Source organism: Vibrio mediterranei, assembly GCF_013364395.1.
GTDB classification, from domain to species: domain Bacteria; phylum Pseudomonadota; class Gammaproteobacteria; order Enterobacterales; family Vibrionaceae; genus Vibrio; species Vibrio mediterranei.
Genome location: NZ_JABXGK010000001.1, coordinates 1 through 21,851 on the forward strand (window position 1 = coordinate 1; position 21,851 = coordinate 21,851).

Annotated in this window: 21 protein-coding genes, 1 tRNA gene and 3 rRNA genes; 20 read left to right on the forward strand and 5 right to left on the reverse strand. The window is 44.7% G+C overall.

All coding sequences use genetic code 11. The features are described 5' to 3' along the window. The 8 genes from HOP38_RS00005 to HOP38_RS00040 all read left to right on the forward strand — a co-directional run. Positions 1-339 (forward strand): 23S ribosomal RNA (locus HOP38_RS00005); the annotation flags it as partial. Positions 340-427: 88 nt separating this feature from the next. Further along, positions 428-543 (forward strand): 5S ribosomal RNA (rrf, locus tag HOP38_RS00010). 63 nt (positions 544-606) lie between these two features. Beyond that, positions 607-682 (forward strand) — tRNA-Thr (locus HOP38_RS00015). Positions 683-730: 48 nt separating this feature from the next. Then, positions 731-846 (forward strand): 5S ribosomal RNA (gene rrf / locus HOP38_RS00020). A 259-nt stretch (positions 847-1,105) separates the two neighbouring features. After that, positions 1,106-1,663 carry an AAA family ATPase gene (locus tag HOP38_RS00025; RefSeq protein ID WP_198557228.1) on the forward strand — a complete coding sequence of 186 codons (558 nt, stop codon included), beginning with the start codon at positions 1,106-1,108 and terminating at the stop codon, positions 1,661-1,663. Positions 1,664-1,677: 14 nt separating this feature from the next. Further along, positions 1,678-2,625: a virulence factor BrkB family protein gene (locus HOP38_RS00030; protein ID WP_171390037.1), complete on the forward strand. Its 948-nt coding sequence runs from the start codon at positions 1,678-1,680 to the stop codon at positions 2,623-2,625. Continuing rightward, positions 2,597-3,031: a D-aminoacyl-tRNA deacylase gene (gene dtd, locus HOP38_RS00035; RefSeq protein WP_006073346.1), complete on the forward strand. Its 435-nt coding sequence runs from the start codon at positions 2,597-2,599 to the stop codon at positions 3,029-3,031. The genes HOP38_RS00030 and dtd overlap by 29 nt, the downstream gene beginning before the upstream one ends. Positions 3,032-3,068: 37 nt before the next feature. Continuing rightward, positions 3,069-3,989 (forward strand): bifunctional GNAT family N-acetyltransferase/hotdog fold thioesterase, encoded by a 921-nt coding sequence (locus tag HOP38_RS00040; protein WP_006073348.1) that lies wholly within the window; start codon positions 3,069-3,071, stop codon positions 3,987-3,989. 19 nt (positions 3,990-4,008) lie between these two features. On the opposite strand, the gene HOP38_RS00045 is transcribed toward HOP38_RS00040, so the two are convergent. From HOP38_RS00045 to hslR, 4 genes are all read right to left on the reverse strand, one after another. Then, the gene (locus HOP38_RS00045) at positions 4,009-5,919 is read right to left on the reverse strand and encodes an AsmA family protein (protein WP_198557229.1); all 1,911 of its coding nucleotides are present in this window, start codon (positions 5,917-5,919) and stop codon (positions 4,009-4,011) included. 109 nt (positions 5,920-6,028) lie between these two features. After that, on the reverse strand, positions 6,029-7,657 hold the full coding sequence (gene pckA / locus HOP38_RS00050; protein WP_006073350.1) for a phosphoenolpyruvate carboxykinase (ATP): 1,629 nt from the start codon (positions 7,655-7,657) through the stop codon (positions 6,029-6,031). A 348-nt stretch (positions 7,658-8,005) separates the two neighbouring features. Next, positions 8,006-8,881 carry an Hsp33 family molecular chaperone HslO gene (gene hslO / locus HOP38_RS00055; protein ID WP_198557230.1) on the reverse strand — a complete coding sequence of 292 codons (876 nt, stop codon included), beginning with the start codon at positions 8,879-8,881 and terminating at the stop codon, positions 8,006-8,008. A gap of 15 nt (positions 8,882-8,896) precedes the next feature. Beyond that, entirely contained in the window at positions 8,897-9,283 is a 387-nt protein-coding gene (gene hslR / locus HOP38_RS00060; protein ID WP_006073354.1) for a ribosome-associated heat shock protein Hsp15, read from the reverse strand. 291 nt (positions 9,284-9,574) lie between these two features. On the opposite strand from hslR, the gene gspC reads away from it, so the two are divergent. Genes gspC through HOP38_RS00120 form a run of 12 tightly spaced genes read left to right on the forward strand, consistent with a single transcriptional unit; the run spans position 9,575 to position 20,943 of the window. Continuing rightward, positions 9,575-10,501 carry a type II secretion system protein GspC gene (gene gspC, locus HOP38_RS00065; RefSeq protein WP_006073356.1) on the forward strand — a complete coding sequence of 309 codons (927 nt, stop codon included), beginning with the start codon at positions 9,575-9,577 and terminating at the stop codon, positions 10,499-10,501. 31 nt (positions 10,502-10,532) lie between these two features. Beyond that, positions 10,533-12,557, forward strand: a complete 2,025-nt coding sequence (gene gspD, locus HOP38_RS00070) for a type II secretion system secretin GspD (RefSeq protein WP_124940511.1) — start codon at positions 10,533-10,535, stop codon at positions 12,555-12,557. Between the two features lie 2 nt (positions 12,558-12,559). Continuing rightward, positions 12,560-14,053 carry a type II secretion system ATPase GspE gene (gene gspE / locus HOP38_RS00075; protein WP_198557231.1) on the forward strand — a complete coding sequence of 498 codons (1,494 nt, stop codon included), beginning with the start codon at positions 12,560-12,562 and terminating at the stop codon, positions 14,051-14,053. Continuing rightward, entirely contained in the window at positions 14,054-15,283 is a 1,230-nt protein-coding gene (gene gspF / locus HOP38_RS00080; RefSeq protein WP_198557232.1) for a type II secretion system inner membrane protein GspF, read from the forward strand. Positions 15,284-15,342: 59 nt separating this feature from the next. Then, positions 15,343-15,786 (forward strand): type II secretion system major pseudopilin GspG, encoded by a 444-nt coding sequence (gspG, locus tag HOP38_RS00085; RefSeq protein ID WP_006073367.1) that lies wholly within the window; start codon positions 15,343-15,345, stop codon positions 15,784-15,786. 50 nt (positions 15,787-15,836) lie between these two features. After that, complete coding sequence (gspH, locus tag HOP38_RS00090) at positions 15,837-16,442, forward strand: type II secretion system minor pseudopilin GspH (RefSeq protein ID WP_198557233.1); 606 nt, start codon at positions 15,837-15,839, stop codon at positions 16,440-16,442. Continuing rightward, positions 16,426-16,782: a type II secretion system minor pseudopilin GspI gene (gene gspI / locus HOP38_RS00095; protein ID WP_062461623.1), complete on the forward strand. Its 357-nt coding sequence runs from the start codon at positions 16,426-16,428 to the stop codon at positions 16,780-16,782. The genes gspH and gspI overlap by 17 nt, the downstream gene beginning before the upstream one ends. Further along, positions 16,772-17,449 (forward strand): type II secretion system minor pseudopilin GspJ, encoded by a 678-nt coding sequence (gene gspJ, locus HOP38_RS00100; RefSeq protein WP_198557234.1) that lies wholly within the window; start codon positions 16,772-16,774, stop codon positions 17,447-17,449. The genes gspI and gspJ overlap by 11 nt, the downstream gene beginning before the upstream one ends. 8 nt (positions 17,450-17,457) lie before the next feature. Next, positions 17,458-18,471 (forward strand): type II secretion system minor pseudopilin GspK, encoded by a 1,014-nt coding sequence (gspK, locus tag HOP38_RS00105; protein WP_198558230.1) that lies wholly within the window; start codon positions 17,458-17,460, stop codon positions 18,469-18,471. Further along, positions 18,440-19,681, forward strand: a complete 1,242-nt coding sequence (gene gspL, locus HOP38_RS00110; protein WP_198557235.1) for a type II secretion system protein GspL — start codon at positions 18,440-18,442, stop codon at positions 19,679-19,681. The genes gspK and gspL overlap by 32 nt, the downstream gene beginning before the upstream one ends. A gap of 8 nt (positions 19,682-19,689) precedes the next feature. Beyond that, positions 19,690-20,184 carry a type II secretion system protein M gene (locus HOP38_RS00115; protein ID WP_031493654.1) on the forward strand — a complete coding sequence of 165 codons (495 nt, stop codon included), beginning with the start codon at positions 19,690-19,692 and terminating at the stop codon, positions 20,182-20,184. Continuing rightward, complete coding sequence (locus HOP38_RS00120) at positions 20,185-20,943, forward strand: type II secretion system protein N (RefSeq protein WP_198557236.1); 759 nt, start codon at positions 20,185-20,187, stop codon at positions 20,941-20,943. An 80-nt stretch (positions 20,944-21,023) separates the two neighbouring features. On the opposite strand, the gene cysQ is transcribed toward HOP38_RS00120, so the two are convergent. Further along, positions 21,024-21,851, reverse strand: coding sequence for a 3'(2'),5'-bisphosphate nucleotidase CysQ (gene cysQ / locus HOP38_RS00125; RefSeq protein WP_006073388.1), 828 nt, complete (start codon positions 21,849-21,851; stop codon positions 21,024-21,026).

Below are 21,851 nucleotides of genomic sequence, written 5' to 3' on the forward strand. Positions count from 1 at the left end.
TGGGGTGGGGGGGGGGGGTTTGGAGGGTCGTGGGACAGTTCGGTCCCTATCTGCCGTGGGCGTTGGAAGATTGAAGGGGGCTGCTCCTAGTACGAGAGGACCGGAGTGGACGAACCTCTGGTGTTCGGGTTGTGTCGCCAGACGCATTGCCCGGTAGCTAAGTTCGGAATCGATAACCGCTGAAAGCATCTAAGCGGGAAGCGAGCCCTGAGATGAGTCTTCCCTGGCGCTTAAAGCGTCCTAAAGGGTTGTTCGAGACTAGAACGTTGATAGGCAGGGTGTGTAAGCGTTGTGAGGCGTTGAGCTAACCTGTACTAATTGCCCGTGAGGCTTAACCATACAACACCCAAAGGGTTTTGATGGACTCAAAGCAAGAACTTTGAATGTGTATTTAGACTTTTAAACAGTTTTCCGAATTAAGAATTTGCTTGGCGACCATAGCGTTGTGGACCCACCTGATCCCATGCCGAACTCAGAAGTGAAACGCAATAGCGCCGATGGTAGTGTGGGGCTTCCCCATGTGAGAGTAGGACATCGCCAGGCTTTAAATTTGAAAGAGCCCGTTTGAAAAGACGGGCTTTTTTAGTCCTGAAGGACAACCACTATGCTGATATAGCTCAGGTGGTAGAGCGCATCCTTGGTAAGGATGAGGTCCCCAGTTCGAGTCTGGGTATCAGCACCAGTATATAGAGTCATCTTGCAGAGCAAGGTGAACCCAAGCAAGATTTTGTTTGGCGACCATAGCATTGTGGACCCACCTGATTCCATGCCGAACTCAGAAGTGAAACGCAATAGCGCCGATGGCAGTGTGGGGTTTCCCCATGTGAGAGTAGGACATCGCCAAGCTTTATTTCCACGCCTCAGCATTTGCTGGGGCGTTTTCGTATGTGTTGCTTTCAGGTCCTCACACCGTAGGATATTGCCAAGCTTTAATTCCACGTTTCCGCATTTGCTATAGTGCTTTATTACCTATTTCCTTTCGCTACAGTTGTAGTAATGTTTGGATTTATTATTTAATTCCGTCCATCTTCTTCAAACTGCCATCTTTTATCACATCAAAACAGTGTTAGACTCGTTACTATCTTTACCTACTAGCAAGATTACGATGGAACGACATAGTCCCTTTATTATTACAGGCGGCCCAGGGTCTGGTAAGACAACACTGCTTGATGCTTTAGCCGCTCGTGATTGTAAGACGTTTGAAGAAGTACCGAGAAAGCTTATTGAAGAACAGTCGAAACTAGAAAATGGAATACTTCCTTGGAATCAATTAGCTGCTTTTGCTGAACTATGCTTTAAGGATATGATGAATCAAAAGCAGGTAGCGTCGACAAGCGAACAACTGAGCTTTTTGGATCGTGCTATTCCGGATATATGTGCCTACTTAACCTTTGGAAACGAGTCGATTCCGCCAAGAGTAACGGAACAAGCTAAGGTAGGATATCAGGCCCTAGTTTTTACTTGCGAACCTAATACTGATACATACGCTCAAGATGACGTTCGACCTTATCCGTTTGAAGAAGCATTAGAGATTCATCGACAATTGATAAAACAATACCAGTCTCTAGGATACCGCTGTATATCAGTGCCTTTTTTAAAACTAGAGCAACGAGTAGAGTTTGTTTTGGCCGAGTCTTATGCTCATTTGGACCAGACAGCATAGCAAGGATTAATTAGATGCCAATCAAAAGCCCAGATGTGGTTATTAAGAGACTGTTATTTGTTGGGCAAGAAACCTTAAATTTCTCCCGTTATTTAGCCCAAAGAATGTCTCACGATAGGATTAATGTGAATGCAGGTTATCTTGCCTATATCACTTTGCTATCAATCGTCCCTCTTTTGACGGTACTGCTTTCCGTACTGTCCTCATTTCCTGTTTTTTCTAATACGGGAGAAGTGCTTCAAGACTTCATTATTCAGCATTTTGTTCCTGCTGCCGGAGATGCTGTGTACTCTGCGTTAGTCGAGTTTGTATCAAATACCGGTAAAATGACGGCAATAGGTAGTGCTTTCTTATTTATCGCAGCTCTCATGTTGATTTCTAATATTGATAAGAATCTCAACTACATTTGGCGTGTTAGAGTTAAACGCCGCATGGTTTTTTCATTTTCCATGTACTGGATGATATTGACGCTTGGGCCAATTTTAATAGGCGCAAGTATAGTTGGTACTTCCTATGTGACCTCTTTGAAAGCTCTAGAACATAATGTGGTCAGCGGTGCTTTTAGTCTCTTTATCGCATGGTTACCAGCAATAATGGCGTTCTTTGCGTTTATCGGGCTGTACATGTTAGTTCCAAACAAAAAAGTACATTTCAGTCATGCTGTTGTGGGTTCAATAGTCGCTACCTTATTGTTTGAAATAAGCAAAAAGGGGTTTGCTTATTACATCACGCAGTTTCCGTCATATCAGCTTATCTATGGTGCTTTAGCGGCGATACCAATCTTATTCCTGTGGATCTATTTGTGTTGGTTTATTGTACTTATCGGTGCGGAGTTCACGGCTGCGATGGGGGAGAAAGAACACTGGCTACCCGATTCGGGCATGTTACAATCTGAAGCTGTGACTGAAACGCGTGATAACAAGGAAACCATAAGTGATAGCACTAATTCAAAGAGTGAGTGAATCGGCGGTAAAAGTAGACGGCGAAGTCGTCGGAGAGATCGGTAAAGGTTTATTAGTGCTACTTGGTGTAGAAAAAGACGACGATGAAGCGAAAGCAAAACGTTTGGTCGAGCGAGTCACGACATACCGTGTTTTTGAAGACGAAGACGGAAAAATGAATCTCAACGTCAAACAAGTCGGTGGTAGCGTTTTAGTCGTATCGCAGTTTACCTTACCTGCGGATACTAAGAAGGGAACAAGAGCTGGGTTTTCGCGAGGGGCTCATCCTACTGATGCAGAGCGTCTGTATGATTACTTTTCAGATCATTGTTCTGAAGTTTTACCGACTGAACGCGGCCGTTTTGCTGCTGATATGAAAGTATCATTAGTCAATGATGGGCCTGTTACCTTCTGGCTACAAGTATAATCGAGTAGAGCATTAGTTTGCATGCGAAAGGATATCTATGTTTAAGCTTATTACTCCTAAAACTGACAACCAGTTAGCTAAGTACTACCAATTTAGATGGCAGATGCTAAGAGAGCCGTGGCGACTACCAGTCGGTTCTGAACGTGATGAATACGATGAAATGAGTCATCACCGTATGATAGTGGATGGTCGAGGAAGACCTATGGCTATCGGACGTTTATACATTACGCCTGATAACGAAGGCCAAATTCGTTATATGGCGGTAAAAAGCAATCGCCGTGATAAAGGGATGGGCTCTCTTGTTTTAGTAGCATTGGAATCATTTGCACGTCAAGAAGGGGTGAAGCGCCTAGTTTGTAATGCCCGCGAAGATGCAATTTCATTCTACGAGAAAAATGGATTCACTAGTCAAGGTGAACTTAATGATCAGAAAGGTCCTGTTCGTCACCTACAAATGGTTAAACAGCTTGACCCTTTGGCTAAAGTATTAAGAAGACCTGAATGGTGTGCTGAGCTGCAAGAGCGTTGGGAGCAACAGATACCAATCAGTGATAAAATGGGTATTAAGATTAACCAATATACTGGTTACCGCTTTGAATGTGGCGCCCAACTAAATCCTAACCTCAATCCACACAATACAATGTTTGCCGGTTCTGCCTTTACTCTTGCGACATTAACAGGATGGGGGATGACATGGCTCTTGATGCGTGAGCGAGGTTTACATGCTGATATCGTGTTGGCAGACAGTAGCATTCGTTATCGTCATCCCGTAGAAATGAGTCCAGTATCGGTGACTTCTCTTGATGGTATCAGTGGCGACTTAGACCGATTGGCAACTGGCAGAAAGGCGCGCATCATCATCAATGTTACGATCTACAGTGGAGATGTGCCTGCCGTCGAGTTTGTTGGCACTTATATGCTGCTACCAAACTATAAAGACACGCTACTTTCCACATAGTAATCTTAATCGCAGCAGGTTATGGTTGAACCTGCTGCTTTTTTTGATCTGCACATTCCACTTCTTCAAGCCCGATGTGACCAGTCAACAACTCAACATGATATTGAGAGCGGCACTCGGAATGCAATGTTAATCGAAGTGAACGTAGTGGATCCTTTCTTAGGTCGATAGTGCTTTCTGCTTTCCCATTCCACTCTTGGCTAGAGACCTCGAATGCTGCAAGGGTCAGCTGCCCTCTATCTGCATTTAACTTAAATGGCGATAGAGAAACGTTATTAGTATCTGTTTCTTCAGTTGTCATCTGAGTGTTGTAGAAATTGGCTTCAAGGGAGCCCGATAAAGTGTGCTGTAACGATAACTTGTCTGCCGTAAGAGCATTTACTGACAGCGCCACATCGGCTAAGCCAGAAATTTGTATTTGCTTACTGTCAGTTAAGTAATTGAGTAGCTCGACAGGGGCTGAGTAAGCTTCAGCATCAATTCGTAAAGGCTGACTTGGCGCAGTAAAGTCAAGCTCTGCAGAGGCGCTGATGTATCCACTGTCATAAGGGATAAACAGTCGGTTGAGTTGCCATTTTCCATCAGTACTTTTGGTTTCAACGGCCACTTGGTTGGCGATTGTTTTATCGATACTAGCGCTATTGGCTGACGCAATAGCGCTTCCCTGCCAAAAGCCCCAACGATAATCTTTTTTGATAAGTAGATCTTCAGCTTGTAGGTTTAGACCTGTGACTTGCCAATAAGGCTTTCGAGCAAGTTGAATCCATTGACTACGGTTGATATTCAGCGAGTCGATAGAGAGCTGTTTAAGATCGCTGAGATGCAAGTGAGTAAACAGATCCGTTAAAGAGTGATTTTGTTGTTCTTGGTAATACTTGATGCCATCTAAATCGACTTTGTTCAATGCTATTGAATTTGGAGTTAACGTACCTGCTATTTGAATCCGACCTTGTTCAAGGTTGGTATCGAGATCTTTGATGTCGAGTTTATCTGGTGAAAAGCTGAGTTCTAGAGTCGGCTCAATGAAATCAAACTGTTGCCATTGAAGCTTGTCAGCATCGAGCGAGAGATACGCTTGACTTTGTGTCCATATCGAGCGAGTGAGGTCGATGTTTTCTAACGACGCACTAACGTTTTCTGCATGCGCTCCTTGGTAGGTAATATCAGAGTTTAAAAGATCCAAACTGTTAATATGGCCAATCACAGAAGTGAGTGAACTTAACGGTCCTTGGCTGAGTTCTGACAAATCAAATTTTAGCTTATTGATAGTGGTGTTGACTAAAGACCAATGACCATTCTCAATCTGCGCTTGAGTGGTAACTTGTGCCTCTTTCCATGTGAATGAGGCGCCGTAGATTTTCGTGTTGTCGCCAGCAAGAGAACCATCAAGGAGAAGCTCATTAATAGCTTCACCTTGATAGTAGAGCTGGGAAGCACGAACTTGAAAGTCTGCTCTAGTACTTTCGATTGATGTTCCTACCTCTAGGTTTCTTAGTTGGAGCTGCAGATCATTGATGATCACGTTGTGTCCAGAATAATCCACATGATCGAGAGCGATGTTGTTGATCTGGTAATCAGCTAATGCATCTAGGCTCAGAGTAAGGTTTGATAGATTGGCACCACTAACATACAACTCGTTAATGTGTAGCCACTTAGAAGTCGACGTTGGTAGTGAAAACCACACTGATAGTTTGTTGACACTAATGGAATCGTGCTCAGCCTTTGAAAAGTTGGCATTCGAAAAATCGATTCTATTAGGGTAGTGATAACTTATCGCCTCACTATCCACTTTTATGTTCAATGTTTGCTGCAGAGCATAAGTGATAATTGGTTTGGCATACTGTGTATGCAAGACACCAAAAACGATCAAAACTGAAAGTAAGCCAAGTGCAAGCAATGCTATCCAAAGCGCAATTATCTTTCTTATCACGAATTTATTTTCCTACCTTCCAACATAAACAATAATTTAGCGTGAAAAACACGAAAAAGCCCCTCAAAAAGAGGGGCTAGAGTTAAAAAATTGAACGTTTATCTAACAATTAGTCCAATTGAGGGCCAGCGGCTACCAATGATTTACCTTCTGCATTATCAGTATACTTGTCGAAGTTATTGATAAAGCGTTTCGCTAGATCTTCGGCTTTGCTCTCCCATTGTAGTGGATCTACATAAGTGTCTCTTGGGTCCAAGATAGTTGGGTCAACGCCTGGAAGCGAAGTCGGTACCTCTAGATTGAACACAGGAATAGTCTTCGTTTCTGCTTGTTCAATAGAGCCATCTAGAATCGCATCAATGATACCGCGTGTATCTTGAATCGAGATACGTTTACCACTGCCATTCCAACCAGTATTCACAAGGTAAGCTTCTGCGCCTGCTGCTTCCATACGCTTCACTAGAACCTCTGCGTACTTAGTTGGGTGTAGCGTTAGGAATGCTGCCCCGAAACATGCTGAGAATGTTGGTGTTGGCTCTGTGATACCACGCTCAGTACCTGCTAACTTCGCTGTAAAGCCTGAAAGGAAATGGTACTTAGTTTGCTCAGGTGTCAATTTAGAAACTGGTGGAAGTACACCGAACGCATCTGCTGACAAGAAGATGACTTTGTTCGCATGACCACCTTTCGATACTGGTTTCACGATATTTTCGATATGGTGAAGTGGGTACGAGACACGAGTGTTCTCTGTCTTCGAACCATCATCAAAGTCGATAGAACCATCGTTGCGAACAGTAACATTCTCTAACAGTGCATCTCGACGAATCGCGTTGTAGATGTCTGGCTCAGCTTCTTTCGAAAGGTTGATAGTTTTCGCATAACAACCACCTTCGTAGTTGAATATACCGTCATCATCCCAACCGTGCTCATCGTCACCGATCAATGCACGTTTTGGATCGGTTGATAGCGTTGTTTTACCTGTACCTGATAGGCCAAAGAAGACAGCCACATCACCTTCTTCGCCCATATTCGCAGAACAGTGCATGGATGCGATATCTTTTAGAGGAAGGAAGTAGTTCATCATTGCGAACATACCTTTCTTCATCTCACCGCCGTACCAAGTACCGCCGATAAGCTGCATTCTTTCCGTTAGGTTGAATACAGTGAAGTTTTCAGAGTTGAGTCCTTGTTCTTCCCATTTTTGGTTAGTGCACTTAGCACCGTTCATGACAACGAAGTCTGGCTCAAACGTAGCGAGCTCTTCTTCTGTTGGACGGATGAACATGTTTTTAACGAAGTGAGCCTGCCAAGCCACTTCTGTGATAATACGAATGCAGAGTCGAGTGTCTGGGTTCGCACCGCAATATCCGTCAATGACGAATAGGCGTTTGTTAGAAAGTTGACCTGTAACGAGTAGTTTGAGGTCATCCCATGCCTCTTTAGACATAGGTTTGTTGTCATTTTTGACTTTATCGGATGTCCACCACATGGTGTCGCGAGTGGTGTCATCATTAACGATAAATTTGTCTTTTGGTGAGCGACCAGTAAAGATACCCGTATCTACAGCGACGGCGCCAAGTTCAGTGACTACGCCTTTTTCGTAGCCCTCTAGACCTTCGCGAGTTTCCTCTTCAAATAACTGTTCGTAGCTTGGGTTGCGTACAATGTCAGTTACGCCAGTGATTCCGTACTTGGTAAGATCGATTTGTGCAGCCTTATTAATGTCCATAACGGTCATAGGTGCTCCTTATTGGATTTTTGTAGGGATTTTAAAATTTTTTTGTAATTCGTTATTTATTATTTGTTTTTTATTTTGAACTCCATGCTAGCAACGGCGACCCGATAAAACAGGGATATAGTTCAAAAATTATTCATCAGTTATTGATGGTTTTAAGTGTTTTGTCACATATTGAAATTAGGCTAATTCTCCCCAAAGCAAACCTTTGCGTTAGATCAAATGTAACACATGATTTACGTCTTTTGTTAGTGCATTTGCATTAATAATTTGCGTATTTGTTAAATAAAACGAACAAAAAAAGCCAGATCACATCTGATCTGGCTTTTATTCATTTTTACACTCTAAAAATTAGTGTACGGTCTTGTTATCCGATTGGGCATCTGCGTAAAGTGCTTTGATTTCTGGCTCGTCAAAAGCGTAGGTTGAACCGCAGTAATCACAGTGCAGGGCAACTTCGCCATCTTGAGCCAAAATGTCAAAAATTTCTTCCTGAGCGACAGTGACAATAGCTGCGCCGCTACGTTCACGTGAACAACCACAGAAAAATTCCACTTCTTTTGGTTCGAATAGCTGTACTTTATCTTGGTTATATAGACGGTAGAGCAATTCATTGGCTTCTAAACCAAATAACTCTTCATCTTTTACAGTATTCGTGAGCTGCTCTAGATGCTCGAAATCTTCTGGAGAACCGGTACCATCAGGCATAACCTGAAGCAGCATACCTGCCGCATGCTTGTGACCATCAACTTCACCAGTACGGATCCATAAACGAGTCTTCAACTGTTCAGAACGCTCGAAATAGCCCTCTAGCACCTCTGACAAATTGTCACCTTCCAATCCGACAACGCCTTGATAGCGTTCACCTTGATCTGGAGTAATGGTGATAACTAGGTAGCCTTTACCCATCATGTCGTGGATTGAAGCATCATCAGCAATATCACCTTCCCAGCGAGCAACACCACGTAGTTTTTGGTTGTGGTCTCCATTAATTACCGCTAGGGAAACTGGGCCATCACCCTGCAACTGCATGGTAATTGAACCTTCGAACTTCAACGTAGCAGTTAGTAGACTTGTCGCAACAAGCAACTCACCTAGAAGAGTTTGCAGTGGAGCTGTGTATTCTTTGCTGGATAGTATCTCCTGATAGGCGCTATCCAATTGCACGAGCTCTCCGCGCACTGATAGCTCTTCAAAGAGGTAGCGATTTAATGTGTTGTTAGCCATTTAGGAAACTCCAGCTTATTGATGTTTAAACTTAATAATGTCGCGACGCTGTTTTTTGTCAGGTCGACGCTCAGGGCTTGGGTTGTGAGCATTTAGTTTTCTGCGCAACGCGTTATCTTCTCGTTTGGCAATACTCTCTGATGTTTCTGAGTAGAGAGTTTGGGCTTCCGGTGCACCTCTGCGTTGATCTGAAATACGCTCAATAGTCACTGTCTTTTCTTCATTGCCTTGTCTGAGGGCGATGACAGCGCCTAATTCTACAATTTTACTTGGTTTAGAACGTTGTCCATTATAGTGGACTTTGCCACCATCGACCATGTTGCGAGCGATGCTTCTTGTCTTGTAAAAGCGGGCGGCCCACAGCCATTTATCGAGGCGAACGGCTTTTTCTTCGGAACTCATACTGAATCCTGCTATCTAACTCAATATCAGTGCTCTTGTGCTCAATAACCTGACAGTTTTAAGTAATTACTGACAAATTGAGGAGAGCTGCTGATAGGTTTATCATGCTAATATTCCTCTAAATGGAGTTTAGATCTAATTATTTCAACCCCATTCTGCGGATTGCACTACAGTCATAGTAGTTATGCTATAGTCAGATGATTAACCATACAAAAAACGATTGCTGATAATTTAGCAATAACAATTAATTACACAGTCAGTAAATGTTTAGTAGGGCAGGAAGTTAGGAGAGTGAAAGGAATATCCATATCGGCTGCGAGTATCAACACCGCTTCTATATCTTCATTTTTTCGTCGTTGTCTGCAGTATCAATCTCAAATTAGCCTAACGCTTACTCTAACCATGTTAGCGGTGTCCGCTTGGATTGCTGGCGTTTTACTATGGCAATTGTTTCCTCAAACTCATTCTGTTAGTCAATGGGTTGCGCCCGTTGCGGTTAATAACCAAGCGCAAACTCAATCTAATAATTTACACTCTTCCGATATCAACAAAGCCAATATCTTTGGACGGTACAATCGCGAGCAAAAAGTAGTACAGGCGCCAGTGGTGACTGATGCACCTAAAACACGTTTGAATGTGGTTTTAGTCGGCTCGGTAGTAAGTAGTAATCCTAACTTGAGTCTTGCGGTGGTTGCCAATCGTGGCAAGCAAGGAACGTATGGGATTGGAGAACAGATTGAAGGCACGCGAGCGACGGTGAGCGCCGTGATGATTGACCGAATCATTATTTCCAACTCCGGACGTGATGAGACGGTGATGTTAGAAGGCTTGGAATATAAAAAACTTGAGTTGAAGACGGCGCCACAAGTGGCAGCCTCCAATATTGCGGGAAATAATCCTATTGATTCAGAAGAAAAGCTGACAGCGATTCGCAGAACGATTACTCAAGATCCACAACAGATTTTTCAGTATGTCCGACTTTCTCAAGTGAAAAGAGATGGTCAGGTAAAAGGTTACCGAGTCAGTCCTGGACGAGATCCAGAGCTGTTTAACGCCGTAGGACTTCAAAATGGTGATATTGCTGTTGCACTTAATGGTGCCGATCTCACTGATCCTGCTGCTATGGGGAAAATTTATCAGTCTATTTCCGAGCTTACCGAACTCAATCTAACGGTAGAGCGTGACGGGCAACAACATGACATATTCATTCAGTTTTAGTTATGCGTAAGGCATTACAAGGGAGCAACAAGTGAAAAGTTGGCTTAAAACAAGTACCTGGTTATTGATGGGGAGCCTGATGGCTGCGCCAACGGTATCAGCCAATGAATTCAGTGCCAGTTTCAAGGGAACTGACCTACATGAGTTTATCAATATCGTTGGACGCAACCTCGATAAGACCATCATTGTTGACCCGTCAGTGCGCGGTAAAGTCGATGTGCGTAGCTATGATGTTCTAAATGAAGAGCAATATTACAGCTTTTTTCTTAATGTCTTAGAAGTCTATGGTTTCGCTGTCGTAGAGATGGACAATGGCATTTTGAAGGTTATCAAAGCAAAAGATGCCAAGACCTCGGCGATTCCCGTAGTTGGTGATTCCGATAACGTCACAGGAGACAGTGTCGTGACACGTGTGGTCGCGGTGAAGAATGTTTCGGTAAGAGAGCTTTCTCCTTTGTTGCGCCAGCTAAATGATAATGCTGGTGCAGGTAATGTGGTTCATTATGACCCTGCGAACATCATTCTTATTACCGGCCGTGCCGCCGTTGTTAATCGCCTAGCAGATATTATTCGCCGTGTAGACCAAGCGGGTGATAAAGAAGTTGAAGTGGTTGAATTAAAGAATGCTTCTGCCGCTGAAATGGTTCGTATTGTTGATGCTTTAAATAAGACGACAGACGCTAAAAACACCCCAGCACTCTTGCAACCTAAGCTGGTGGCGGATGAACGAACTAACTCTATCTTGATTTCTGGTGACCCTAAGGTTCGTGAGCGTCTACGTCGTTTGATTAATCAGCTTGATGTTGAGATGGCGACCAAAGGCAACAACCGAGTTCAGTATCTTAAATATGCCAAAGCTGAAGACCTTGTGGATGTGCTAAAAGGGGTGTCAGATAACCTTCAGAAAGAGAAGCAGTCTGGCTCTACGTCAGGCAGTGGAGCAAACCGCTCTGAAGTGATGATCAGTGCGCACCCTGATACCAACGCGCTTGTGATTACTGCGCCGCCAGACATTATGAAAGCCCTGCTTGAGATCATTAAGCAGCTAGACATACGTCGTGCGCAGGTTTTAATCGAAGCGCTGATTGTTGAACTTGCCGACGTTGATGGTGCGAATCTTGGCGTGCAATGGGGTAATGCTTCGTCTGGAAGTGTGGTTCAGTTCTCCAATACGGGGGCTTCTATCGGTAACGTTATGGTTGGTATGGAAGAAGCCAAAGACAAGACCACAACAGAAACTCGTTATGATAGTCAAGGCAACCCATACAACGTAGAGACTAAAACATCTGGTGATTATACCAAGCTTGCCAGCGCACTCAGCGGTGTTCAAGGTGCGGCTGTAGGTATTGCTCTTGGTGATTGGACCGCTCTTATTACAGCAGTTTCCAGTACCTCCAACTCAAACATTCTGTCTTCTCCTAGCATTACTGTTATGGATAACGGCGAAGCGTCGTTTATCGTTGGTGAAGAAGTGCCAGTATTGACCGGTTCGACAGCTGGCTCAAACAACAGCAATCCATTCCAAACGGTTGACCGTAAAGAAGTAGGTATCAAGCTTAAAGTCGTCCCACAGATCAACGAAGGTAACTCGGTTCAGCTTAATATTGAGCAAGAAGTTTCCAATGTTCTTGGTGCTAATGGCGCGGTAGATGTGCGTTTTGCGAAGCGTCAACTTAACACTTCGGTGATGATCCAAGATGGTCAGATGCTGGTATTGGGTGGTTTGATTGATGAACGTGCCGCTGAAAGTGAGTCGAAAGTCCCTTTCCTCGGGGATATCCCATATCTGGGTCGTTTGTTCACTTCCACCAGTACAACGGTTGAGAAAAAGAACCTTATGGTCTTCATTAAACCGACGATTATCCGTGATGGCATGACGTCTGATGGTATCACTCAGCGTAAATATAACTACATTCGTGCAGAGCAGTTATTCAAGGCGGATAAAGGCTTGAAGCTGATGGATGACGGCTACATTCCAGTATTACCTGAGTTCAATAATACCACGCGCTACCCATCTGAAATTCAAGCATTCTTTGATCAGGTAGAAGCGAAGTAATTATGGACACTATCCAACAGCGCCCTTTGGTGACTCGCCTGCCGTTTAGCTTTGCTAATCGCTTTAAGGTAGTGTTCGAGTCTCTAGAGTCAGACGCCGTGCTCTACTATGTAGAGCCGCTGGCGTTGAATGCATTGCAAGAAGTTAAGCGAGTGTTTCGTCAGCCTTTTTCCTTACATGCTCTCTCTTCTGAGGAGTTTGATTTAAAGCTTACTCAAGCTTATCAGCGTGATTCGTCTGAGGCTCGTCAGTTGATGGAAGATATTGGTGCTGACAGTGATGACTTTTTCTCTTTAGCAGAGGAGTTACCACAAGATGAAGATTTGTTGGAATCGGATGACGATGCACCGATAATCAAGCTAATCAACGCCATGCTTGGCGAGGCCATCAAAGAAGGCGCCTCGGATATTCATATTGAAACCTTTGAAAAAGTGCTGTCGATTCGATTTCGTATTGATGGGGTACTGCGTGATGTGTTGGCGCCAAGTCGTAAGTTGGCACCGCTGTTGGTATCACGTGTCAAAGTTATGGCTAAGCTGGATATCGCGGAGAAGCGAGTTCCCCAAGATGGCCGTATTTCATTGCGTATTGGTGGTAGAGCGGTAGACGTTCGTGTCTCTACGATGCCATCGTCACATGGTGAGCGAGTGGTGATGCGTCTACTAGATAAAAACGCGACGCGTCTAGATTTGCATAGTTTAGGTATGACAGCAGCCAACCATGAAAACTTTAGACACCTGATTAAGAGGCCACATGGCATCATTTTGGTGACCGGTCCAACTGGTTCTGGTAAATCCACGACTCTGTATGCAGGTCTGCAAGAGATCAACAGTAATGAGCGCAACATACTGACCGTTGAAGATCCTATTGAATTTGATATTGATGGTATCGGTCAGACGCAGGTTAACCCCAAAGTAGACATGACCTTTGCTCGAGGTTTGCGTGCCATTCTACGTCAAGACCCCGACGTGGTGATGGTGGGTGAGATTCGAGATCTTGAAACGGCCCAAATTGCTGTTCAAGCCTCATTAACTGGTCACTTGGTGATGTCGACACTGCACACTAATACGGCTGTTGGTGCGATTACGCGAATGCGTGATATGGGCATTGAACCGTTTCTGATTTCCTCTTCTCTACTCGGCGTTCTAGCGCAGCGCTTGGTCCGTACCTTATGTAATGACTGTAAAGCACCTTATGCAGCGAATGGCGCTACTAAGCAGTTATTCGGGCTGGCCGAGTATGAAGAGCTGGTACTACATAAAGCTGTCGGCTGTGAGAAGTGTAACCACAAAGGTTATCGTGGACGTACTGGTATCCACGAACTCTTGATGGTTGATGAAACAGTACAGACCCTTATTCATGATGAAGCAGGCGAGCAGGCGATTGAAAAAGCAGTACGCTCACATACTCCGAGTATACGAGATGACGGTTTCCATAAAGTGAAGCATGGAATTACCTCTCTTGAAGAAGTCATGCGTGTGACCAAGGAAGCGTAAGTGGCAGCGTTTGAATATAAGGCTCTGAATGCCAAAGGAAAGCAAGTAAAAGGGTTAGTTGAGGGAGATAATGCTCGCCAAGCTCGCTTACGCCTGAAAGAGCAAGGCATGATTCCTATCGATATTGTCGAAGCGAAAGGTAAGTCGAGCAAAAGTGCCAATGGTGAAACGTCAAAACCAGCCTTTAAGCGTGGTATCAGTACGCCTGATTTAGCGCTTATTACACGTCAGTTATCGACGCTAGTTCAATCGGGTATGCCGTTAGAAGAGTGTTTAAAAGCGGTTTCAGAGCAATCAGAGAAGCCACGAATTCGCAGTATGCTTGCTGCAATACGCTCTAAAGTTACCGAAGGTTATACCTTGTCAGACAGTTTGGCGGAGTATCCGCATATCTTTGATGAGCTATTTCGTTCCATGGTTGCGGCTGGCGAAAAGTCGGGCCATCTAGACTCTATCCTTGAACGTTTAGCTGATTACGCAGAGAACCGTCAAAAACTTCGTTCCAAACTGCAACAAGCAATGATCTACCCAGTGGTGCTGGTGGTGTTTGCCGTCGCCATTGTGGCGTTCCTTCTAGCAGCCGTGGTACCCAAAATCGTCGGTCAGTTTGTCCAAATGGGACAAGAGTTGCCTAAATCGACTCAGTTCTTGCTTTCTTCCAGTGACTTTGTGCAGCAATGGGGCTTTGTCGTTGTCGCAGTATTTCTGGTGTTGTTTTACCTATTCAAAGCTGCATTGAAAAGACCAGCAATACGAATGAGTTGGGATACCAAGGTGCTTAATCTCCCGTTGATTGGCAAAATAGCACGTGGTCTTAATACCTCTCGCTTTGCTCGAACATTGGCAATCTGTACCTCGAGCGCAATTCCAATTCTTGAAGGCATGAAGGTGTCAGTGGATGTGATGACCAATCATTTTGCTAAGAAGCAAGTTTCTAATGCCGCCGACAATGTACGCGAAGGTGCAAGTCTTCGTAAAGCACTGGAACAAACCAAACTGTTCCCTCCAATGATGCTGCATATGATTGCTAGTGGTGAGCAAAGTGGTGAGCTCGAAAGCATGTTAACGCGTGCCGCTGATAACCAAGATCAGAACTTTGAATCGACCATAAATATTGCTTTGGGAATTTTTACTCCCGCTTTAATCGCACTGATGGCTGGCTTGGTACTATTTATCGTAATGGCGACATTGATGCCAATTTTAGAAATGAACAATTTAATGTCTGGATAATCTAATCAGATAATGAAATCACAACCCTCTGTCTAGAGGCGTTTTCTTTGGAGTGAGAAATGAGAAAAACAAACAGAAAACAGGCTGGCTTTACGTTACTCGAAGTAATGGTGGTTGTTGTTATCTTAGGTATTTTGGCAAGCTTTGTTGTTCCTAATCTACTAGGCAACAAAGAGAAAGCGGATCAACAAAAAGCCATTACCGATATTGTAGCGTTAGAAAATGCGCTTGATATGTACAAGTTAGACAACAGCGTTTATCCAACAACGGATCAAGGTCTGGAAGCGCTAGTGACTAAGCCGGGTAACCCTGAGCCGCGTAACTACCGTGATGGTGGTTATATTCGTCGTTTACCTAATGACCCGTGGGGCAATGACTATCAATATTTGAGCCCTGGTGACAAAGGCACTATCGACATCTTTACGTTAGGTGCTGATGGTCAAGAGGGTGGTGAAGGCGCAGCAGCCGATATTGGCAACTGGAATATTCAAGACTTTCAGTAATCGGTAATCAGTAGGGCGAGTATTCGCCCTACCTTTTTCAATGGTATGTCATGCGTTCTCTCATACGGCAACATCATCAAGGCTTCACCTTACTGGAAGTGCTCCTAGTATTGGTACTGTTATCCATCAGTGCCGTCGCAGTCATTTCGACCTTACCTCAGCCGCAAGACGAACAAGTGAAACAACAAGCTCAGCGCTTATTCCAAAGGCTTCAGCTCTTCAATGAAGAGGCCATGTTAGCTGGAAAGGACTTCGGAATACGAGTTGATGAAGATAAAAAGCAGTATGTGTTTCTGGAGCTCCAAGCTGACGGTTGGCAAAGAGTGTCATTGAATCAGATTCCTGAAGAAACCACGTTGCCGGCAGAGATGACTGTCAAACTCGATTTAAGCAATGGTGTCTGGGGCAATGATGACCGATTGTTTGAACCTGGTACTTTGTTTGATGAAGATATGTTTGCTGATGTCGAGAAAAAGAAAAAAGCAGAAAAACCGCCGCAAGTTTTTATTCTTTCTAGTGGAGAGATTACGCCAGGAGCCTTTGTTTTAGCGCCTGTAAACCGAGCGCTTAAAGCGCAGTCTTGGTATGTACAAATCCAAGATAATGGTTCGTTACAGCTAATGGATGACAAGGATTGGAATGAAAACAAACGCTAAAGGGATGACCCTACTTGAGGTGTTGATTGCCCTTGCTATCTTTGCAACGGCGGCCATTGCGATCATTCGTTCCGTGAGTCAGCATATCAATACCTTAAACTATCTAGAAGACAAGGCCTTTGCTGCAATGGTGGTGGATAATCAAATGGCCAAAGTTATGCTTGATACGTCTGCGCTTAAAGCCCAAAAAGGGAGCGAGAAATTGGCGGGACGCGAGTGGTTTTGGAGCGTCACTCCCGTAAAAACATCTGATAATTTACTTAAAGCTGTTGATGTGAGTGTGGCACTAGATAAAAAAGCTAGTCCCATCGTGACGGTGAGGAGCTACGTTGATAGGTAAGCGTTCTCAAGGCTTTACACTGATTGAAGTATTAGTGGCTATCGCCATCTTCGCAAGTCTCAGTATTGCTGCTTATCAAGTGGTTAACCAAGTTCAGCGAAGTAACGAACTCTCGCAGGAGCGCAGTGCTCGTTTGCAAGAAATCCAGCGAGGGTTTGTCTATCTGGATAGTGACTTTAGGCAAATGGCACTTAGGCAGTTTAGACACGAGGGAGAGGCGCCGTTAAATCGGTTGATCTTGTGGCAGCAAAACTTATTGGAGTCTGAAGGAAAAGGGTTACTTTTTACTCGTCTAGGGTGGCTCAATCCGCAAAATCAATTTCCGCGAGGTGAAGTAGCGAAAATTGGCTATCGACTAAAACAGGGCAAACTAGAAAGAGTATGGTGGCGCTACCCTGACACGACTGTGGGCGAGCCTCCTGTGGTGCTCCCTATCTTTAGCGGTGTAGAAGACTTTGACATGCGTTTTTACAATGGGGAAACGTGGCTTAAAGAGTGGCAAGCAGACTTGTCACTGCCATTAGCTGTGGAGATTAAGCTTACCTTCGAAGATTATGGCGAAATAACCAGGATTTACCTGACTCCTGCAGGTACCATTAACGCGTCATCGGCACCTAATAATGGTAATGGGAATCAAGGTGGTAATAACCAAGGAGGCAACTCGTGAAGAGAGTGATGCCTAACTCCCAAAAAGGGGTTGCCTTGATTGTTATTCTGCTGCTTTTAGCCATCATGGTATCAATAGCCGCTACGATGTCTGAGCGCTTGTTTAGTCAGTTCACTCGAGCATCGAATCAGGTTAATTATCAACAGGCCTATTGGTATGCCATTGGTGTTGAGGCATTGGCCTCCGTTGCGATAAAAGAGAGCTACAAAGATAACAAAGACAGTATTAATCTGAATCAACCTTGGGCTCTTGAGGAGCGCACTTATCCACTCGATTACGGTCAAGCAACTGGCTACATTCGAGATATGCAGTCATGCTTCAATGTAAATGCTCTGGCGAATGTGACACCGAATGCCAATAGCGCCACTAAGCCATTTTTGGTGCGTTTCTTTCAGCGATTGCTGGAAGAAAGTGAAATCGAGAATTACCAAGCCGAACAAATTGCTGATTCGACTTGGGAGTTTATCAATAAGGAAACGACAGTTCGCTCCGTGTCTGGAGTTGGAGACAGTTACTACGAGTCTTTGTCGCCAGCGTACGTTGCCGCTAATGGCCTAATCGCCGACAGTTCTGAGCTGAGAGCAATTAATCAGGTGTCTGGTGAGGCTATGTTGAAAATTGCTCCACTAGTGTGCGCGTTACCGACATCCAGTTGGCAACTCAATGTTAATACGATCTCGGTCGAGCAAGCACCGCTACTCGCTGCGTTATTTGCACCGAATTTGTCGGTGGATAATGCCAAACAGCTTATTGAAAATCGCCCCTTTGATGGGTGGTCTGGTGTGAATCAGTTTTTAGCAGAGCCACAAATGGGTGCGGTGGATGACAATACAAAGCAGCAAGGTTCTCCTTTCCTGACTGTGGACAGTGTTTACTTTGAGTTAGATGCGCAGGTAGTTGTGGACGAATCAAGACTGCGATTAAGAACCTTATTTTTTAGCCAAGATAGGCAAGATGTGACGGTAGTGCGCCGTCGATTTGGAGGATTTCGTGAGCGAGTTTTTAACCGTTCGCCTGAATAGTCAGCCGACTAGCCCTGTACATTGGGCGGTTTGGTCGACCAATCAGCAAGAAGTGATAGCGAGTGGTGTGCTTGACAGTTTAGCGCAGCTCGAAGAGATCAAGGAATACGCGCAGCAGCGTGTCACAATGCTTATGCTATGTGCACAGGATGTTCACTTCGCTCAAGTTGAGATCCCTGCAGGTGGAGCTAGGCAGTTTGAAACCATGCTGCCATTTCTTGTAGAAGATGATATTGCTCAAGATGTCGAGCAGCTTCACTTTACGATTCTTAATAAACACGCTGACAAAGCGGCAGTGTGTGCGGTTGATAAGCGCTATTTATCTGATGTGCTTGAGGCGTTTTTGCAACATGGTATTGAAGTTAAAAAGGTCGTTCCTGATGTTTTAGCTTTGCCCAAGACACTACATGTTTCTGCGATTGAAATGGATGAGCAGTGGCTGTTTCGTACCTCTGAATGGTCGGGTATGACGGTTGATAACAACTGGCTTGAAGCGGTTATTAAGTCGGATTATTTATCCTCTCGGGAGCAGCAAGATCAAGAAGAGTCTGCTGTAGTAGTCGTAGAGAGCTATTCAGAAGAACCTACGATTGTTGCTTCGTATTCTGACCATGTTTCATGGCAAACTTTGCCAGCAGAACCCGCCATGGCACTACTTTCAAAAGGAGTGGTGGATAGCGGCTTTAGTTTACTCAGTGGTGACTTTAAACCTAAAGCTTCTTTCTTAAAACATTGGAAAGTTTGGAAGAAAGTAGCTATCGCGGCCTCAATACTTATCGTTGCTCTGATTGCGGAACAAGTAGCGCTTGTTAATCAGTATGAAGCTCAAGCAGCAGCTTACCGAGCGGAAAGTGAACGTATTTTTCGAAGCGTGTTTCCAGATAAGAAACGCATTCCTACAGTGAGCTACCTGAAGAGACAAATGCAAGATGAGCTAGGCCGATTAGGTGGCTCCGATATCTCCAGTGCGTCTGTGTTGGAATGGTTGTCGAAATTGCCCGACACCGTGGGTCAAGTGAATGGCATGCAAGTTGAGAGTTTTACCTTTGATGGCAATCGCAATGAAGTTCGTATGAGTGTCACCAGCAAGGATTTTGAAAGCTTTGAAGCGGCAAGAATAAAACTGGAAACGCAGTTCGATGTGTCACAAGGTCCCCTTAACCGTAATGGTGAAGTGGTGATGGGTAACTTTGTGTTGAAGGCAAAATAGGGTTAATCATGAAAGGTCTACTACTTAGCGCACAAAGCTGGTGGCTTAGTATCAGTCAAAGGGAACAGCGACTGGTTTTGGCATGTTCTGTCGTTGCCATTATTGGGATCATCTATTGGGGGATACTCGCCCCGTTTGCTCAGCGAACTGAGAATGCTCAAATGCGCATTCAATCAGAGCGTCAATTGTTGTCTTGGGTAAGTGAACAAGCCGATACCATCGTTGAAAAACGTCGTGCAGGCGGTGTGGTTGTCTCCAAGCAGCCTTTAAATCAGGTTATCACGTCGTCGACAAATCGATTTAATGTCGAGTTGATTCGAATGCAGCCTCGTAACGACCAGTTGCAAGTCTGGATCAAACCGATCCCATTTGAGTTCTTCGTAAATTGGTTATTCTATTTACAGGAAAACCACGGAGTGACAGTGGAAAATATGGATATTGATAAGGCGGATTTGAGTGGTGTGATAGAAGTGAACCGTCTGCAATTTAAAAGAGGTAGCTAAGTGAAACGAGTCATTAAGTACGCGTTACTTTGCACTAGTGTATTTACCGCTAGTGCTATCTATCACTTGCCTGCAAGCGTAGCATTGAGCTTCTCACCGTTGCCTCAAGGTGTATTTATTGATAGCGCAGAAGGGACGGTTTGGCAGGGGCGAGCTCAAAATGTACGAGTTCAGAACTACCAACTGGGAGAGCTTAACTGGTCCTTCTCATGGTCGAGTTTGCTAACTCTGTCCCCAGAATATGCCGTGAGGTTTGGCCGTGGCAGCGCGTTTGGTCTCTCTGGAAAAGGGAATGTCGGTATTAGCTTCTCAGGACCTTACGTGGAGACCTTGTTAGCTTCGATACCGGCAGATACCGTTCTGCAATACTCTCCTATGCCCGTGCCTGTTTCGGCAGGGGGGCAGCTTGAATTGGCGATCAAATCGTTGCAATACCAATCTCCTTGGTGTGGAACGGGAGAGGGCAGTCTGTCATGGAGTGCTGGCTATATTGAAACCCCTGTCGGCAGCTTAAGCTTCGGGCCGACTATTGTTGATTTGGCGTGTAATGACAGTGTATTAACCGCGAAAGGCAGTCAATCTAGTAAGCAAGTCTCTAGTGAGTTCTCAGGGCAGTTGACGCCGAACCGACAATATCAATCCAGCGCGTGGTTTAAACCGGAAGGTGATTTCCCTGCGACCATGCGTCAGCAGTTGAGTTGGCTAGGTAACCCTGATAATCAAGGTCGTTATTCCTTTAATTATCAAGGAAGATTCTAGGAACTGGGGACGAAGTTGTTTGTTGAGTTAACAACTAAAAAAAGGAGGCTTAGCCTCCTTTTTTAGTTTTATTTTAGTGTCTATTCTTGAATGAGAATCTTATCCCAAGCTAGCGATTGATCGCCAATCACAATGAAGTTTGGATTTTCCAATGTCTCTCTTTGGTTGTAGGACAGCGGACCTAACTCGGTGCTTAAGATGGCACCGCCAGCTTCTTCGACAATGCATTGGGTTGCTGCTGTGTCCCATTCACCTGTTGGGCCTAAGCGCAGGTAACAGTCCACCGCGCCTTCAGCCACTAGGCACGCTTTTAGTGCCGCAGATCCAAGAGGAACCAAATCGTAGTTCCACGCAGAGCTCATTCTTGCTGTGACACGGTTGATATTTTGGCGACGACTAATCGCAATGGCGATGGATTGATCTTGAGTATCATGTTTGAGGACGTTAATTCTCAAGCTTTCATCCATAGATGGGATTTTCCATGCCCCTTTATTCTCGTAGGCATAATAAGTCACGCCTGACACTGGTGCATAGACGATTCCCATAATCGGCTTATTATTGCGAACCAGAGCAATAATCGTAGCGAAATCGCCACTGCGCGCAATGAACTCTTGAGTACCATCAAGCGGGTCAACAAGCCAGTAGGTATCCCATTGTGAACGTTGTTCAAGGCTGATATCTGCTGCTTCTTCAGACAGTACAGGGATGTCTGGTGTTAACTGACTGAGCTTTTCAACAATCAGTTTGTGAGCTGCGAGGTCGGCGGTGGTGACTGGAGTCTCATCTTCTTTGGTAAACGCCTCATATTGCTTGTTTTCATAGATGTCTAATATGAGCTGCCCAGCAAGACGAGCAATGCTGATGGCGTCGGGAATGAGGTGGGAGAGATCTTTATTCAGTGCCGTCAC